The 16,212-nt window shown below is 69.0% G+C and carries 11 protein-coding genes and 1 tRNA gene; 2 read left to right on the top strand and 10 right to left on the bottom strand.

The window, feature by feature from the left end; genetic code table 11:
- Nucleotides 1-44: 44 nt before the first annotated feature.
- Nucleotides 45-1,832, top strand: coding sequence for a sensor domain-containing phosphodiesterase (locus HEP75_RS11090; RefSeq protein ID WP_185823580.1), 1,788 nt, complete (start codon nt 45-47; stop codon nt 1,830-1,832).
- A gap of 65 nt (nt 1,833-1,897) precedes the next feature.
- Here the strand turns inward: HEP75_RS11090 and HEP75_RS11085 are convergent, their stop codons facing one another.
- The 8 genes from HEP75_RS11085 to pcnB form a co-directional block, all read right to left on the bottom strand.
- Nucleotides 1,898-3,460 carry a sodium/sugar symporter gene (locus HEP75_RS11085; RefSeq protein WP_185813025.1) on the bottom strand — a complete coding sequence of 521 codons (1,563 nt, stop codon included), beginning with the start codon at nt 3,458-3,460 and terminating at the stop codon, nt 1,898-1,900.
- Nucleotides 3,461-3,775: 315 nt separating this feature from the next.
- Nucleotides 3,776-6,361: an exo 1,3/1,4-beta-D-glucan glucohydrolase gene (locus HEP75_RS11080; RefSeq protein ID WP_185823579.1), complete on the bottom strand. Its 2,586-nt coding sequence runs from the start codon at nt 6,359-6,361 to the stop codon at nt 3,776-3,778.
- A gap of 593 nt (nt 6,362-6,954) precedes the next feature.
- Nucleotides 6,955-8,469: a glucose-6-phosphate isomerase gene (pgi, locus tag HEP75_RS11075; RefSeq protein ID WP_185823578.1), complete on the bottom strand. Its 1,515-nt coding sequence runs from the start codon at nt 8,467-8,469 to the stop codon at nt 6,955-6,957.
- A complete protein-coding gene (gene panD, locus HEP75_RS11070) occupies nt 8,466-8,846 on the bottom strand; it encodes an aspartate 1-decarboxylase (protein WP_003470181.1) in 381 nt (126 codons plus the stop codon). Before panD ends, pgi begins: the two co-directional genes overlap by 4 nt.
- 580 nt (nt 8,847-9,426) lie before the next feature.
- Nucleotides 9,427-10,266 carry a pantoate--beta-alanine ligase gene (gene panC, locus HEP75_RS11065; protein WP_185823577.1) on the bottom strand — a complete coding sequence of 280 codons (840 nt, stop codon included), beginning with the start codon at nt 10,264-10,266 and terminating at the stop codon, nt 9,427-9,429.
- Nucleotides 10,263-11,081, bottom strand: coding sequence for a 3-methyl-2-oxobutanoate hydroxymethyltransferase (gene panB / locus HEP75_RS11060; RefSeq protein ID WP_185823576.1), 819 nt, complete (start codon nt 11,079-11,081; stop codon nt 10,263-10,265). The genes panC and panB overlap by 4 nt, the downstream gene beginning before the upstream one ends.
- Before the next feature lie 31 nt (nt 11,082-11,112).
- Nucleotides 11,113-11,625, bottom strand: a complete 513-nt coding sequence (gene folK, locus HEP75_RS11055; RefSeq protein WP_185823575.1) for a 2-amino-4-hydroxy-6-hydroxymethyldihydropteridine diphosphokinase — start codon at nt 11,623-11,625, stop codon at nt 11,113-11,115.
- A complete protein-coding gene (gene pcnB, locus HEP75_RS11050) occupies nt 11,622-12,965 on the bottom strand; it encodes a polynucleotide adenylyltransferase PcnB (RefSeq protein ID WP_255423825.1) in 1,344 nt (447 codons plus the stop codon). The genes folK and pcnB overlap by 4 nt, the downstream gene beginning before the upstream one ends.
- Before the next feature lie 103 nt (nt 12,966-13,068).
- On the opposite strand from pcnB, the gene HEP75_RS11045 reads away from it, so the two are divergent.
- Nucleotides 13,069-13,143: transfer RNA gene (locus tag HEP75_RS11045), tRNA-Glu, on the top strand.
- Between the two features lie 192 nt (nt 13,144-13,335).
- Here HEP75_RS11045 and HEP75_RS11040 read toward each other — a convergent pair.
- Together HEP75_RS11040 and xylA are read right to left on the bottom strand one after the other, a co-directional pair.
- Nucleotides 13,336-14,763 (bottom strand): sugar porter family MFS transporter, encoded by a 1,428-nt coding sequence (locus HEP75_RS11040; RefSeq protein ID WP_185823574.1) that lies wholly within the window; start codon nt 14,761-14,763, stop codon nt 13,336-13,338.
- A gap of 90 nt (nt 14,764-14,853) precedes the next feature.
- Nucleotides 14,854-16,194, bottom strand: a complete 1,341-nt coding sequence (gene xylA, locus HEP75_RS11035) for a xylose isomerase (protein ID WP_185823573.1) — start codon at nt 16,192-16,194, stop codon at nt 14,854-14,856.
- Between the last annotated feature and the right edge of the window lie 18 nt (nt 16,195-16,212).

Here is a 16,212-nt window from a genome sequence, read left to right as displayed (position 1 = left end):
GCGCGCCGCCTCAAGTCGCCCGGGCAGGCGCCGTTAAATTCTGTATGCGCCCTTCTTCTCATCCGCTGCCGCCCGACGAATCGAAGAGGCTGGCCACCCTGCGCCAGCTATGTCTGCTCGACACCCCGGCCGACCGCGTCTTCGACCTGATCACCCAGCTGGCCGCGCGCACCCTGCGCACCCCGATCGCCCTGGTCTCGCTGATCGACGAGCAGCGCCAGTGGTTCAAGTCCCGAGTCGGCCTGGACGCGCCGCAGACGCCGCGCAGCCAGGCCTTCTGCGCGCACGCGATCCATAGCCCCGAGCTGCTGGTGGTGGCCGACGCGCGGCAGGATCCGCGCTTTCGCGACAATCCGCTGGTCACCGGGCCGCCGTTCATCCGCTTCTACGCCGGCGCGCCGCTGATGCTGGCCGACGGCACCGGCCTGGGCACGCTGTGCGTGATCGACAGCGAACCGCGCAGCGAGTTCGACGCCGACTCTCGACGCACCCTGCAGGAGCTGCGCGACCTGCTGCTGCTGCGGATCGAGACCCTGCGCAACACCGGCTACGTCGATGCGCTGACCGGCCTGCCCAACCGCAGCCGCTTCAACGAAGACCTGACCATGTGGCTGTCGCTGCAGAGCGCGGACCACCACGACACCGGCGTGGCGATCGACGTCTGCGGCACCGAATACTTCCGCGACATGGTCAAGGCCCTGGGCTGGGAATACGCCGAGGGCTACCTGCTGGCCGCGCGCGACCGCCTGCTGCAAGCGCTGGATGGGTTGCCGGCCTACCGCATCGACACCACCAGTTTCGCCTTCGTGGTGAAGGGCAACGACCCGGCACAGCTGGCGCAGTGCTGCGAACGCGTATGCAGCGCCTTCGCCGAGGCGATCGAGCACCAGGGCATTCCGCATGCCGCGACCCCGTCGCTCGGCGCGGTGCGCCTGGACGGCGTGCTGAGCGCCAACCACACGCTGCGCTCGCTGACCACCGCGGTGGACATGGCGCGCCAGCGCGGCCTGCCGTGGAGCCTGTACGAGCGCAGCCACGACGCCAGCCAGCGCAACGCATTCCGGATCCTGGCCGCGCTGCCGGAAGCGCTGAGCGCACGCGAACAATTGAGCCTGCACTACCAGCCGCGGGTCAGCCTGCGCAGCGGCGAATGCGTCGGCGTGGAAGCGCTGCTGCGCTGGGAGCACCCGCTGCTCGGCGCGGTCGCGCCCAACGACTTCATCCCGCTGGCGGAAAAGACCGCGCTGATGAGCCGGGTCACCACCTGGGTGCTGCGGACCGGCATCGCCCAGGCCGCGCTGTGGCAGCAGCAGGGGCATCATTTCAGCGTTTCGCTGAACGTGTCGGCGGTGGACCTGGAGCAGGCCGACTTCATCGCCACGCTGCGCGAGTTGCTGGCGCTGCACGCGCTGGAGCCGGGCCGCATCGAGATCGAGTTCACCGAGAGCGCGATGATCCGGCATCCCGAGCGCGTGGCCGAACAGCTGCAGGAGATCAGCGCGCTGGGGGTGAAGATCGCCATCGACGACTTCGGCAGCGGCTACAGCAACCTCAGCTACCTCAAGCGCATTCCCGCCAACGCGCTGAAGATCGACCAGTCGTTCATCCGCTCGCTGCCGGGCAGCCGCAAGGACTGCATGATCGTGCCGTCGATGATCCGGCTCGGCCACGATTTCGGCCAGCAGGTGGTGGCCGAAGGCATCGAGACCGAGCAGATCTACGACATGCTGCGCGACTGGGGCTGCGACGAGGGCCAGGGCTACTGGATCGCGCGGCCGATGCCGGCGGCGGCGCTGGAGGCCTGGCTGGCCACGCCATGGCGCGAAGCCTGAGCGCACGCGACCGAACCCGCAGCGACCGCTAGCGCGCGGCCGCTGCGGCGATGCTCAGGCCGCGCTCACCAGAACACCGTGTACAGCGCGATCAGGATCGCGACCACGCCCACCGCCCCGATCTTGAAGCCGAGCGTGGTGGCGTAGCCGACGTCGTCGGTGCGGATCAGGTCGCGCGCCTGCGTGGCCGGGGTCAGCAGCGACACCACCACCGCCAGCACCAGCGCCGCCACGAACACCACGCCGATGCGGTCCATGAACGGCAGTTCCGGCCAGGCGAACTTGAGCGCGAACGACAGCACCACCGACCCGATCGCCGCGGTCAGCGCGCCGGCTTCGTTGGCCCGCTTCCAGAACAGGCCGAGCATGAAGATCACCACCACGCCCGGGGTGAAGAAGCCGGTGAATTCCTGGATGAACTGGAAGCCCTGGTCGAAGTTGCCGAGCAGCGGCCGCGCGGTGAGGATGCCGATCAGCACCGACGTCACCGCGGCGATGCGGCCCACCCGCACCAGTTGCTTCTGTCCGGTCTGCGGGCGGAACTTGGCGTAGAAGTCCAGGGTGAAGATGGTCGCCACCGAATTGATCTTCGACGCCAGCGAGGCCACGATCGCCGCCACCAGCGCGGCGAACACCAGGCCGAGGATGCCGCTGGGCAGCAGCTGCATCATGGTCGGGTAAGCCTGGTCGGGCTTGGCCAGGTCCGGCGCCAGCACCACCGCGGCGATGCCCGGGACCACGATCACCAACGGCATCAGCAGCTTCAGAAACGCGGCGAACACCATGCCCTTCTGCGCCTCGCCGATGTTCTTGGCGGCCAGCGCGCGCTGGATGATGTATTGGTTGAAGCCCCAGTAGCTGATGTTCATCACCCACAGCCCGCCGAGCAGCACGCTCAGGCCCGGCAGGTCCTTGTAGAACGGGTTGTCCTTGCTCAGGATCATGTGGAAGTGCTCGGGATGCGCATTCCACAGATGCTTGAACCCGGCCAGCACGCCGGCACCGTCGCCGATGCGCGACAGGGTCAGCCCGGCCACCAGCAATCCGCCCAGCACCAGCAGGGTGACCTGCACGATGTCGGTCAGCGCCACCGCCTTGAGCCCGCCGTACAGCTGGTAGATCAGCGCGAACACGCCGATCAGGGCCAGCGCCAGGGTCTGGTCCATGCCGGTGACCTGGCTCACTGCGATCGAACCCAGCCACAGGATCGAGGTCAGGTTGACGAACACGTACAGCAGCAGCCAGAACACCGCCATCAAGGTGCGGATCCACTTGCCGTAACGCTGCTCCAGGAACTGCGGCATGGTGTAGATGCCGTTGCGCAGGAAGATCGGCAGGAAGAACTTGCCGACGATCAGCAGGGTCAGCGCCGCCATCCATTCGTAGGACGCGATCGCCAGGCCGATCGCATAGCCGGAACCGGCCATGCCGATGATCTGCTCGGCGGAGATGTTGGCCGCGATCAGCGACGCGCCGATCGCCCACCACGGCAGGGTCTTGCCGGCCAGGAAGTAGTCCTCGGCGCTCTTGCTGTGCCCGGCCTTTTCCCGCGATACCCACTGCGCGAGCACGAAGATGCCCGTCAGGTAGACCAATACGATCGCAATATCCAACGTCGCCAGACCCACTGCACTTCTCCCACGGGCCGCAGCCCTTTCGCCTGTGTATCGATGCGCCCATCCGCACGGGACGGGTGCTGTCTTTGTATGGCCGAATGCGACCGCGCGCGGCCGCTGCCGCCGTGCCATCGCGCACCGGTCGTCGCGCGAAGCGTTTGTCGCGGCGCGTCCTGTCGCCCGATGCCGCTTCTGCGGCCGCTGCCGCCGCAGCGGCTGGCGCTATCCGCCTTCGCCGCAGCTCTGGCCTCCCGCCCTGCCCCCGCTGTATCGGCGCAGGCGACGCCATCCGGCGACGGCGCCGCTGGCGTTCTGGTCAGGCGCGCATCAGCGCACCGGGCAGTCGACCACGCTCTGCGCGTCGTTGCTGGCGCCCAGCGCGATCCGCGACAGCGCCAGGTCCAGCGTGCCGTCGCTCTCGATCACCGGCAGCCGCTCCAGCTTGGAGACGTCGGCGCCGGCGACGCTGAAGCACTTCAACGGCACGCCCAGCGTGCGCCATTCGCCCTTGGGCAGCGCCGCCAGCGCCTTGCCCAGATCGACCTGTGCCGCCTTGCAGCCGTTACCGCAGGTCACGCCGATGCGGGTATCGCCGCTCGGCGCCGCGTCCACCTTCAAGGTCAGGATCAGCTGCACGTCGCCGTTGCTCTCGCGCGACACGTCCAGCGGCCTGGGCAGCACCAGCGCCATCGCCGCCTTGCCCTTGCCCGACCACTCCAGACGGCGCGCATCCTCCTGCGCCTTGTGGTCGACCGAGGTCATCTTGAGCGACCCGTCGGCCAGCGCCGCCGGTGTCGTCACCGCCGGCAGATTGGCCTGACTGGCGCCTTGCAGGATCATATTGATGCCCGCCGCCGGCTTGCCGCGCTCGAAGTACACCCCGCCCACCGCCTGCGCGCCGGACACGCCGGAGACTTCCGACAGGCGGGCCAGATCGCCCTTGTCGGCGTAGCGCAGGCCATAGCCGAACGCGAACTGCGGGTTGTAGTTCTTCTGCCCGACGTTGTTGGCGTACTGGGTCGCGCTGCGCGGCCAGGAGAAGCTGAGCTTGCCGTGGAAGTCGGACTGGATGCCGCCATCGGGCTTGCGCAGCAGCACGTCGGCGATGCCGCCGCCTTCCGAACCCGGCAGCCACGCGGCGACGAACGCATCGGCGGCATTGATCTCGCGGTTCACCCACAGCGGACGCCCGCTCAGGAACACCGCCACCACCGGAATGCCCTCGGCCTTGAGCTTCTTGATCAGCTGCAGGTCGCTGTCGTCGCCGGGCTTGTACAGCAGCGTGGCGATATCGCCCTGGAACTCGGCGTAGGGATTCTCGCCGAATACCACCACCGCCACGTCCGGCTTGGCCTGGTACTTGCCGTCGATCGCCAGCTCGGCGCTGCCGCCGGCGGCCTTGACCTGCTGCTGCAGGCCTTCCCAGATCGTGTTGCCGTTCGGGTAGTCGGCGCGCTTGGTGCCGGTGCCCTGCCAGTTCAGCGTCCAGCCGCCGGACTGCTTGCCCATGTCGTTGGCGCCGTCGCCGGCGACCAGCACCTTGCTCTGCGGCTTCAGCGGCAGCAGCTGCTTCTGGTTCTTCAGCAGCACCAGCGACTCGCGCACCGCCTGCCGCGCCACCGCGCGGTGCTCGGGCGCGCCGAGCAGTTCGAATTTGCCGCCGAGCGGACGCTGCGACGGCTTGCCGGCCTCGAACAGGCCCAGCCGCAGCTTCACCCGCAGGATCCGCCGCACCGCATCGTCCAGCCGCGTCATCGGGATCTCGCCCGACTTGACCGCCTTCAGAGCGCTCTCGTAATAGCCCTTCCAGCTGTCCGGCGCCATCAGCATGTCCACGCCGGCATTGAACGCGGCCGGGCAGTCGTCGTTGCGGCACCCGGACACCTGGCCATGGCCGTTCCAGTCGCCGACCACGAAGCCGCCGAAATGCATCTGCCCCTTCAGCACGTCGGTCAACATCGGCTTGTTGCCGTGCATCTTCACGCCGTTGAAGCTGTTGAACGAGGCCATCACCGTCTGCGCGCCGGCGGCGATCGCCGGCGGATAGCCGGCGCCATGGATGTCGCGCAACTGCTGCTCGCTGACCCGGGTATCGCCCTGGTCCTTGCCGTCGGTGGTGCCGCCGTCGCCGAGGAAATGCTTGACCGAGGCGATCACGTGCGAGCCGTCGAGGAAGCCGGGCTGCCCGGGCACGCCCTGCAGGCCTTCGACCACCTTGCCGGAGAAGCTGGCGACCACCTCGGGCGATTCGGAATAGCCCTCGTAGGTGCGGCCCCAGCGATCGTCCTGCGGCACCGCCACGGTCGGCGCGAAGGTCCACTCCATGCCGGTGGTACGGGTCTCGGCGGCGGTGACCGCGCCGATCTTGCGCATCAGTTCCGGGTCGCGCGTGGCGCCCAGGCCGATGTTGTGCGGGAACAGCGTGGCGCCGACGATGTTGCTCTGCCCGTGCACCGCATCGATGCCGAAGATGATCGGGATCGCCAGGCCGCCGTTGCCCTTGTCCATCGACGCCGCGTAGTAGGCGTCGGCCAGCTTCAGCCACTCCGCCGGGCTGGCGTCGTACTTGCCGCCGGGATCGGAATTGCCGCCGGCCAGCACCGAACCGATGTGGTACTTGCGCACGTCGTCCGGGGTCATGCTGGCGATGTCGCCCTGCACGATCTGGCCGACCTTCTGCTCCACCGTCATCTGCGCCATCAGCTTGGAAATGCGCGCCTCCAGCGCCGCATCGGCGGCCAGCGGCCAGGCCGGCGACGGCCACAGCTGCGGATGGATCGCCGGCGGCGCGGCGGCGGCGGCCGGAGCCGATTGGCCGGGGCCAGCCGCAGCCAGCGCCAGCAGGCCCAGCGCGGCGGCGGTGGCCAGCGCATTGCGAATCGGCGCGGACACGCCAGCGGACTGTTTTTGCAAGGTCTTCCCTCCCAGGGACGGCAAACGCGCGACATACGGCGGCCACGCTCCCTCCCGAGACACGCGACCGGCGCCTACGCTTCATTAATCGCCCCGATGCTGTCAACCACGCCGCCAGGTATGCCTGACCCTGCTACGGATATCGGATTGCGCTATAGCGATGGAATACCGGCAAGGCCGGCCCGCCGCGTGATCGCAGCATCGTCAGCCGCTGCCATGTTCGCGTCGGCAAACACGCTTGCTGCGCCGCAACACTGCCCTGTCGGAGAACTGCGCAACTCTGCCGCGGGGATGGCGCCCTCTTCGGACAGTCTGCGGCGTCGCGCGACGCAGCGTTTTTAGCGCCGATCCAGTTGGACGATTGCTGTGCGCATCTCCGCTCGTCGCGATTGAAGTCGCTCCCGCAGACTTCTCTCCGCTATCGCGCGTCGGGTCAACCGGCAAGCAATGTGCGTGAGCCCGCTCCGGTTTTTTGAGCGATCAGTCGAAGCATGCTGTGCAGGACGAGTCCGCTCACGGATACCGAAGGCGTAGCGCGCGGCAAAAACGAACGGGGCCCGAAGGCCCCGTTGCATGACACCCGAAAGCGCGCCTCAGCCGCGCAAGCGCGCCAGCACTGCGCGCGTCACCGGGTCGGCGACCTCGGTGGTTTCGCCCTGCAGCGCCGGCAGCAGCTGGCTGGCCAGTTGCTTGCCCAGTTCCACGCCGAACTGGTCGAAGGCGTTGATGCCCCAGATCACCGACTGCACGTAGACGCTGTGCTCGTACATCGCGATCAGCGCGCCCAGCGCCTGCGGGGTCAGCGCGTCGAGCAGGATCAGCGTGCTCGGGCGGCCGCCCGGATAGTCGCGGTGCGGGTCGTCGCTGCCCTGCCCGTTGGCCAGCGCCTCGGTCTGCGCCAGCAGGTTGGCCAGCAGCGCCTGGTGGTTGACCGTGTACGGATCGTCGTTGCGGATGCAGCCGATGAAATCGGCCGGCACCACGCTGGTGCCCTGGTGCAGCGCCTGGAAGAAGCTGTGCTGCACGTCGGTGCCGGCGCCGCCCCACCACACCGGCACGGTATCGGCCTGCACCGGGCTGCCGTCCAGGCGCACGCGCTTGCCCAGGCTCTCCATCACCAGTTGCTGCAGGTAGGCCGGCAGCAGCGCCAGGCGCTGGTCGTAGGTCATCACCGCCTGCGTGGCGTAGCCGAGCACGTTGCGGTTCCACAGCGTGGTCAGCGCGTGCAGCACCGCCACGTTGCGCGGCAGCGGCGCGGTCAGCGCGTGTTCGTCGAACTGCGCGGCACCGGCCAGCAACTGCTCGAAGCCGTCGGCGCCGATCGCCAGCGCGATCGGGAAGCCCACCGCCGACCACAGCGAATAGCGCCCGCCGACCCAGTCCCACATCGGCAGCACGCGGCCGGCGGCGATGTCGAAGGCCTTGGCGGCGCGCTCGGGGTTGGCGCTGACGGCATACAGGCGCTCGCTGCCGCCGAGCCAGTCGCGCAGGATCTGGCCGTTGAGCAGGGTTTCCTGGGTGCCGAAGGTCTTGGAGATCAGCACGCCGGCGGTACGCGCCGGATCCAGCGTGGCCAGCGTGCGCTGCATCGCCGCGCCATCGACGTTGGAGACGAAATGCACGCGGAAGCGCGCGCCTTCGACCGGACGCAACGCGTCGGCGACCAAGCGCGGGCCCAGGTCGGAACCGCCGATGCCGACGCTGACGATGTCGGTGACCTCGGTCTGCGCCAGCGCGTCGATCAGCGCGCGCATGCGCTGCTGCACGTCGCGGGCGCTGGCGTTGGCCTCGGCCGCGACCGGCGCGCCGCTGAGCTCGCCGCGCAATGCGGTGTGCAGCGCGGCGCGGCCTTCGGTGACGTTGACCGTCTCGCCGCGGAACAGCCGCTGGAACGCGCCGGCCACGTCGTGCTCGGCGGCCAGCGCCAGCAGTGCGTCGAGCGCGGCGCGGTCGTATTTCTGCCGCGCGAAGTTGAAGTACAACGGCCCGACCTGCAGCGCCAGGTCTTCGACCCGGCCCGGCTCGGCGGCCAGCAGTTCGGGAAGGCGCGCCCCGCGCAAGCGCTGGGCGTGGGAATGCAGTGCGTCGAAACCGTTGGACTGTGTCATGCGGCCTGCTTCGGGATGCTGTGGTTGGTATGGGTGATCTTGTTGGCGCCGTCCACGTAGACCAGGGTCGGCTGGAAGCGCGCGGCTTCCTCTTCGCTCATGCCGGCGAAGGCGGCGATGATGATCAGGTCGCCGACCTGCACGTGACGCGCGGCGCCGCCGTTGAGCGAGACGATGCCGCTGCCTTCGTCGGCGCGGATCGCGTAGGTGCTGAAGCGTGCGCCGTTGGTGACGTCCCAGATGTGCACCTGCTCGAACTCGCGGATGCCGGTGGCGTCCAGCAGCAGCCCGTCGATGGCGATCGACCCTTCGTAGTTGAGCTCCGAATGGGTGACGGTGGCGCGGTGGATCTTGGTCTTCAACAGGCTCAGTTGCATGCTCGCGGTGCTGCGGTAGGGAAAGACGCGCAGTTTAACAGCCGAGGGGTTAAGCGGCAGTGGCAGCAAGGCTTGGCGGCGTATGCACGGCGTTGTCCGCTGCGCGTCCCGGCGTGCCGAGCGCAGGACAGGACGTGACTGCTCGATGCGGCACTGCGTGGTGCGAGCGACGCCAACCGCGGCCAGCCGCGCGGCGGATCCTGCGGTTGCGGATGGCGTCGCGAAGCGGCAGGCCTGACGGCTTCGGACAGCGTCGGGGCTGAAGCCCCTCCCACAGTGCACCCAGCCGGCTCGCCGCAAGTCCCTGTAGGAGCGGCTTCAGCCGCGACGAACGAAGTGGTGAACCCGACGACTGCAGACACCGGTCGGGACTGAAGCCCCTCCTACAGTGCACCCAGCCGGCTCGCCACAAGCCCTGTAGGAGCGGCTTCAGCCGCGACGAACGAAGCGGCGGGCTCGACAGCCCCTGTGGGAGCGACTTCAGTCGCGACGCGCGAAGCCAACAGGCGATCCGCCACCTCGACGGTATTTGGCACATTGCCGGCGCCGACGCCGCGACAGCCGCAATGCGCTGCCGCGCTCAAAACTCCAGATTGTCGATCAACCGGGTGCGCCCCAGGCGCGCGGCGATCAAGGCCACGCGCGGGCCTTCCTGGTCCTGCGGCTCGCTCAGGTCGGGCAGGCGCAGCACGGTGTAGTCGACCTCGAAGCCGACCTCCTGCAGCTGTCTGGTCGCCGCCGCCTCGATCTCGGCGCGCGGCCGCCCGGCGACATGCCCGTCGCGCATCGCCAGCAAGGTCTGGCGGATCTGCGCCGCGCGCGGCCGCTCTTCGGCCGACAGGTACTGGTTGCGCGAGCTCATCGCCAGGCCGTCGGCCTCGCGCACGATGCCGCCGCCCAGGATCTCGATCGGGAACGCCAGGTCGGCGACCATCTGCCGGATCACCGCCAGTTGCTGGTAGTCCTTCTTGCCGAACGCGGCCAGGTCCGGCTGCACCTGGTTGAACAGGCGCGCGACCACAGTGCACACGCCGTCGAAATGCCCCGGCCGGCAGGCGCCTTCCAGCGCTTCGCTGACGCCGGGCGTGTGCATGCGCAGCGCCAGCTCCACGCCCAGCGGGTACATGCTCTCCACCGTCGGCAGCCACAGCACGTCGCAGCCGGCGCCTTCCAGGCCGCTGGTGTCGGCCTCGGGGGTGCGCGGGTAGCGGGTGAAGTCCTCGTTCGGGCCGAACTGGGTCGGGTTGACGAACACGCTGGACACCACCCGGTCGGCGTACTGCCGGGCGAGCATCACCAGCGAGAAATGCCCGGCATGCAGGTTGCCCATGGTCGGCACGAAGGCCACGCGCAGGCCCTGCCGCTTCCAGCCGGAAACGACGGCGCGCAGCCGGGCCAGGTCGGTGATGGTCTCGATCATTTGGCGTAGGCGTGTTCGGCGTCGGGGAAGGTACCGGCGCGCACCGCGTCGGCGTAGGCGCGCACGGCGCCGGCGATGGAGCCGCCTTCGGCCAGGAAATCCTTGACGAAGCGCGGCCGCCGGTGGCCGCTGTCCAGGCCCAGGAAGTCATGCAGCACCAGCACCTGGCCGTCGCAGTCGGGGCCGGCGCCGATGCCGATGGTGGGGATGTCGATCGCCGCGGTGATCCGCGCGGCCAGCGGCGACGGCACGCATTCGAGCACCAGCAGCGCGGCGCCGGCCGCGGCCACCGCCTTGGCGTCGTCGAGCAATTTGGCCGCGGCGGCCTCCTCGCGGCCCTGGATCTTGTAGCCGCCGAAGGTCAGCACCGACTGCGGGGTCAGGCCCAGGTGCGAACACACCGGGATGTCGCGCTCGCTGAGGAAGCGGATCACCTCCAGCTTGTACCCGGCGCCCTCCAGCTTGACCATCTCCGCGCCGGCCTGCAGCAGCCGGGTCGAGGCGTCCAGCGCGCGCTCGGGGGTGGCGTCGGACTGGAACGGCAGGTCGGCCACCAGCAGCGCGCGCTGCAGCACCCGCGCCACCGCGGCGGTGTGGTAGACGATGTCGTCCACGGTCACCGGCAGGGTCGAGTCGTGGCCCTGCACCACCATGCCCAGCGAATCGCCGATCAGGATCAGGTCCACGCCGTTGGCGTCGAACGCGCGCGCGAAGCCGGCGTCGTAGGCGGTCAGCATCACCAGCTTCTGCTGGCGGCGCTTGGCCTCGGCCAGGGCGGGAACGGTCCAGGGCTTGCTGTCGGCGTGGCTGCTCATAAGCTCATGCGGTGCGGTGATAAGCCGGGCATTATCTACCGATTGCCACGATCCCGTCGGTTTCGATGCGGTCGCGTATGTCACGCACCGTTCCATGGCCGGGGATGGTCGCCTCGGCGGCGATCTCGGCCAGCGGCAGCAAGGCGAAGCCGCGCTGGTGCAGGTGCGGGTGCGGCACCTGCAGCCCGGGCAGGTCGATCACCGCCTCGGCGTACAGCAGCAGGTCCAGGTCCAGGGTGCGCGGACCCCAGCGTTCGCCGGGGGTGCGCTGGCGGCCGTGGCGGCCTTCCAGCGCCAGCAGCGCCTGCAGCAGCTCCAACGCCGGCAGCGCAGTGCTGAGCACGGCCGCGGCGTTGATGAAGTCAGGCTGCGCCTGGTTGCCCCAGGCCGGGCTGCGGTACAGCTGCGAGGCGCGCAGCAGGCGCGTGTGCGGCAGCGTGTCCAGCTCGATGATGGCCGTGCGCAGGGTCGCGACCGCATCGCCGAGGTTGCCGCCCAGGCCGATGCAGGCCTGCACCGGCGCGGGACTAGGCGACACGCTCACTCGGCCGGTGCGGCGGCATCCGGACGCCGGCGCCGGCGCCGGCGGCGCTTGGGGGTTTCCTCGCTGTCGGCCGGGGCCATCGCCACCTCGTCGCCGACGTAGTCGACCTCCGGGTCGAAGCCGCGCGGCGGCGGCGCGTAGCCGGGCTGCTGCTGCAATTCGCGCCAATAGGCGATGTCGGCCTCGTGCTCGGCCGAGGCCGACTGGCGCAGGATCAGGAAATCGAATGCGGCGCGGAAACGTGGATGCGACAGCGTGCGCACCACCCGCTTCTTCTGGCGCGAGGTGAAGCGCGACTGCAGCAGCCAGATTTCCTGCATCGGCAGCGAGAAGCGCCGCGGCAGCGCGACCGTGCTCAGCTGGTGCAGGGTCACCCGGTCGGCGGCGCGGCGCTGCGCCTCCTCCAGCTGCATGCCCTGCTTCTGCAACGCCATCAGCGCGCGGCAGTAGGCCGGCCACAGCAGCAGCGCGAACAGGAACGCCGGCGACACCGGCTCGTCGTTGGCCACGCGCGCATCGGTGTTGCGCAGGCCTTCGATCAGCATCCGCCGCAGCGCGCCGCTGCGGTTGGAATTCAGCGCCGCTGCGCTCTCCGGGAACAGCGCGGCGAGCAGGCCGTAACGCTCCAGGCCTTCGAAGCTGGCCACGCCGTCGCCGGACAGGAACAGCTTCAGCACTTCCTCGAACAGCCGTGCCGGCGCCGCTTCGGCCAGCAGCCCAGCCAGGCGCGGGATCGGCTCGGCGGTGCTCGGCTCGATCTCGAAGTCCAGCTTGGCGGCCAGGCGCACCGCGCGCAGCATGCGCACCGGGTCTTCGCGGTAGCGCTGCTCGGGGTCGCCGATCATGCGCATCAGCCGCGCCTGCACGTCGGCGAAACCGCCGGTGTAGTCGCGTACCGAGAAATCCTCGATCGCGTAGTACAGCGCGTTGCAGGTGAAGTCGCGGCGTACCGCGTCGTCCTCGATGCTGCCGTAGACGTTGTCGCGGACCAGGCGGCCGTTGTCGAGCTCGCGGTCGCCGCTGCCGTCGTCGACGTTGGCGCGGAACGTGGCCACTTCGATGATCTCGCGGCCGTACACCACGTGCGCCAGGCGGAAGCGGCGGCCGATGAGGCGGCAGTTGCGGAACAGCTGCTTGACCTGCTCGGGAGTGGCGTCGGTGGCGACGTCGAAGTCCTTGGGCTGCAGCTCGACCAACAGGTCGCGGACCGCGCCGCCGACCAGGTACGCGCCGAAGCCGGCTTCGCGCAGCCGGTACAGCACGCGCAACGCATTGGGACTGATGTCCTTGCGCGAGACGTTGTGCTGATCGCGCGGGATCAGCTGCAGGGTGAACGGCACAGGAACTGGCGGATTGATGATGGCGCTTCCGTATCGAGTTGCGGGATTGCCGCCGGGCGGCTAGCCCCATATACTAGCGCCCTGCAATCGATGCGACCAACCTGCTCCCTTCGTCTAATGGTTAGGACGTGGCCCTCTCAAGGCTAAAACAGGGGTTCGAGCCCCCTAGGGAGCACCATCGTCGCCTTGCCTGCAGCGAAAACCACAAAAGCCCCGCCCTGGCGGGGCTTTTGCGTTGTGGGGCCGGCCGATGCGGCGGCCTGCCCTGGGCGCAGCCACCGCACGCTGCGCAACGGGCCGTGGCCGCGATCCGCCCCGCCGGCGGCCGTTCGTTCGGCACCGGCGCGGCCTGGACCGCGCCGGCGCGGACTCAGCCCTGCATCTGCTCCAGCTCGCGGCCCTTGGTCTCGTACACGTACTTGAGCACGAAGAACACCGAGATGAACGCGGCCACGGTGTAGATGCCGTAGGCGCCGGCCAGGCCGATGCTGCCCAGCAGGATCGGGAACGAGACGGTGATGGCGAAGTTCGAGGTCCACTGCGCCGCGCCCGCCACCGCCAGGCCGGAGCCGCGGATCTGGTTCGGGAACATCTCGCCCAGCATCACCCACATCACCGGGCCCCAGGACATGTTGAAGAAGATCACGTAGACGTTGGCCGCAACCAGCGCCAAGCGGCCCATGCCCGGCGACATCGCCAGCTTGCCCGCCGCGTCCAGCGAGGCGCTGGCGAAGGCCAGGGTGACCAGCGCCAGCGACACCGCCATGCCGGCCGAGCCGATCCAGAGCAAGGGTTTGCGCCCGATCTTGTCGATCAGCATCACCGTGATCAGGCAGGCGCCGATGCTCAGCGCGCCGGACAGCACGTTGATCAGCAACGAATCGCTTTCGGAGAAGCCCACCGCCTGCCACAGCACCGCGCCGTAGTAGAACACCACGTTGATGCCGACCAGCTGCTGGAAGGTGGCCAGGCCGATGCCGATCCACACGATCGGGCGCACCTTGCCGGTGACCTTGCTGACCAGGTCCGACAGCTTGGGCTTGTGCTGGTCGGCCGCCAGCGAGGCGGAGATCTCGGTGAGCTTGGCCTGCGCCTCGCGCGGGCCGTACAGCCTGGTCAGCACCGCCAGCGCATCCTCGCGACGGCCCTTGACCACCAGGTAGCGCGGGCTTTCCGGGATCGCCAGCAACAGCAGCAGGAACACCAGCGACGGGAATGCCTGCATCCAGAACATCCAGCGCCATGCGGCCTGGCCCAGCCACAGCGGCTCGGTCGAGGCGCTGGCCAGCTTGACCAGCACGTAGTTGCTCAGGAATGCGGTGAACAGGCCGCCGATGATCGCGATCTGCTGCACCGTGGCCAGGCGCCCGCGGTAGCGCGCCGGCGCGACCTCGGCGATGTAGGCCGGCGACATCACGCTGGCCGCGCCGACCGCGAAGCCGCCCATGACCCGCGCGAAAACGAAGAACATCGAACTGTGCGAGGCGCCGGCGCCGAGCGCCGACAGCAGGAACAGCACCGCGGAGATGATCAGCACCGCACGGCGGCCGAGCCGGTCGGCCAGCCAGCCGGCGAAGAACGCGCCGAACGCGCAGCCCAGCAGCATCGAGGCGACCTCGAAGCCGGTGCCGGCGGCGCTGGAATGGAAGGTCTGCTTGAGGCCGTCGACGGTGCCATTGATCACGCCGCTGTCGAAGCCGAACAGGAAGCCGCCGATGGTGGCGACGCAACTGATGAGGATGATGAGGCGCGTGTTCTCGCCTGCGCCATGGGCGCGGTCTAGGGATACGCTGGACATTGAGTCACCTGGTGTCGTGCAGAAAGGAAGGCCGCCATCGGGGAAGGACAGCACGGCCGGCGGCAAGGGTGCCGCCGGCCGTCGCGCGCATCAGCGGATCAGGTACTGGTTGATCAGGTTCTCGTAGGCTTCCTGGCGGCCGCTGACCTGCTTGGGCGCGCCGGCCTTGGCCGCGTGCGCCGCCAGGTCCGCCAGCGTGCTGCTGCCGGCCGCGAACGCCGCGCCGGCGCCGCTGTCGAAGCTGCTGTAACGCTCGGCGCGCCATTGCTCCAGCGGCGAGGACGTCAGCAGCGCATGGGCCACTTCCAGCCCGCGCGCGAACGCGTCCATGCCGCCGATGTGGGCCAGGAACAGATCCTGCGGATCGGACGACTCGCGCCGCACCTTGGCGTCGAAGTTCAAGCCGCCCGGCGCCAGCCCGCCCTGCCGCAGCACCACCAGCATCGCGCCGACCGTGTCGTACAGGTCGGTCGGGAACTGGTCGGTGTCCCAACCGTTCTGCGGGTTGCCGCGGTTGGCGTCGATGCTGCCAAGCAGCCCGGCATCGCTGGCCACCTGCAGGTCGTGCTCGAAGCTGTGGCCCGACAGCGTGGCGTGGTTGGCCTCGATGTTGAGCTTGAAGTCCTTGTCCAGGCCGTGCTGGCGCAGGAAACCGATCACCGTGGCGCTGTCGAAGTCGTACTGGTGCTTCATCGGCTCCATCGGCTTGGGTTCGATCAGGAAGTTGCCGGTGAAGCCGATGCTGCGGCCGTAGTCGCGGGCGATGGTCAAAAAGCGCGCCATGTTGTCCTGCTCGCGCTTCATCTGTGTGTTGTGCAGGCTGGCATAGCCTTCGCGGCCGCCCCAGAACACGTAGTTCTCGCCGCCCAGCTCCACCGTGGCGTCGAGCGCGGCCTTGACCTGCACCGCCGCGCGCGCGACCACGTTGAAATCCGGATTGGTCGAGGCACCGTTCATGTAGCGCGGATGCGAGAACAGGTTGGCGGTGCCCCACAGCAGCTTGATGCCGGTGTCGGCCTGGCGCTGCTTGGCGATGCCGACCATGTGCGTGAGGTTCTTCTCGTACTGGCCGACGTCGTCGGCGTCCGGCGCCAGGTCGATATCGTGGAAGCAGTAGTACGGCACGCCGAGCTTGGTGAAGAACTCGAACGCCGCATCGGCCTTGGCCTCGGCGCGGCCCAGCGCGTCGCTGCCGGCGTCCCACGGATAGGCGCGCGTGCCCGGGCCGAACGGATCGGCGCCGTTGCCGCAGAAGCTGTGCCAGTACGCCACCGCGAAGCGCAGGTGCTCGGCCATGGTCTTGTCGCCGATGCGCTTGGTCGCGTCGTAGACCTTGAAGGCGAGCGGGTTGTCCGAGGCCTTGCCTTCGAACGCGATGCGGCCGATGCCCGGGAAGTATTCCTTGGCGCCGATGTAGACGGAGTTGCTCATGACGAAATCCTGCTGTGC

The sequence above is a fragment of the Xanthomonas sp. SI genome (assembly GCF_014236855.1).
GTDB lineage: Bacteria > Pseudomonadota > Gammaproteobacteria > Xanthomonadales > Xanthomonadaceae > Xanthomonas_A.
The sequence above is the reverse complement of the archived record's forward strand: the minus strand, read 5'-3'. Positions and strand labels throughout refer to the sequence as shown.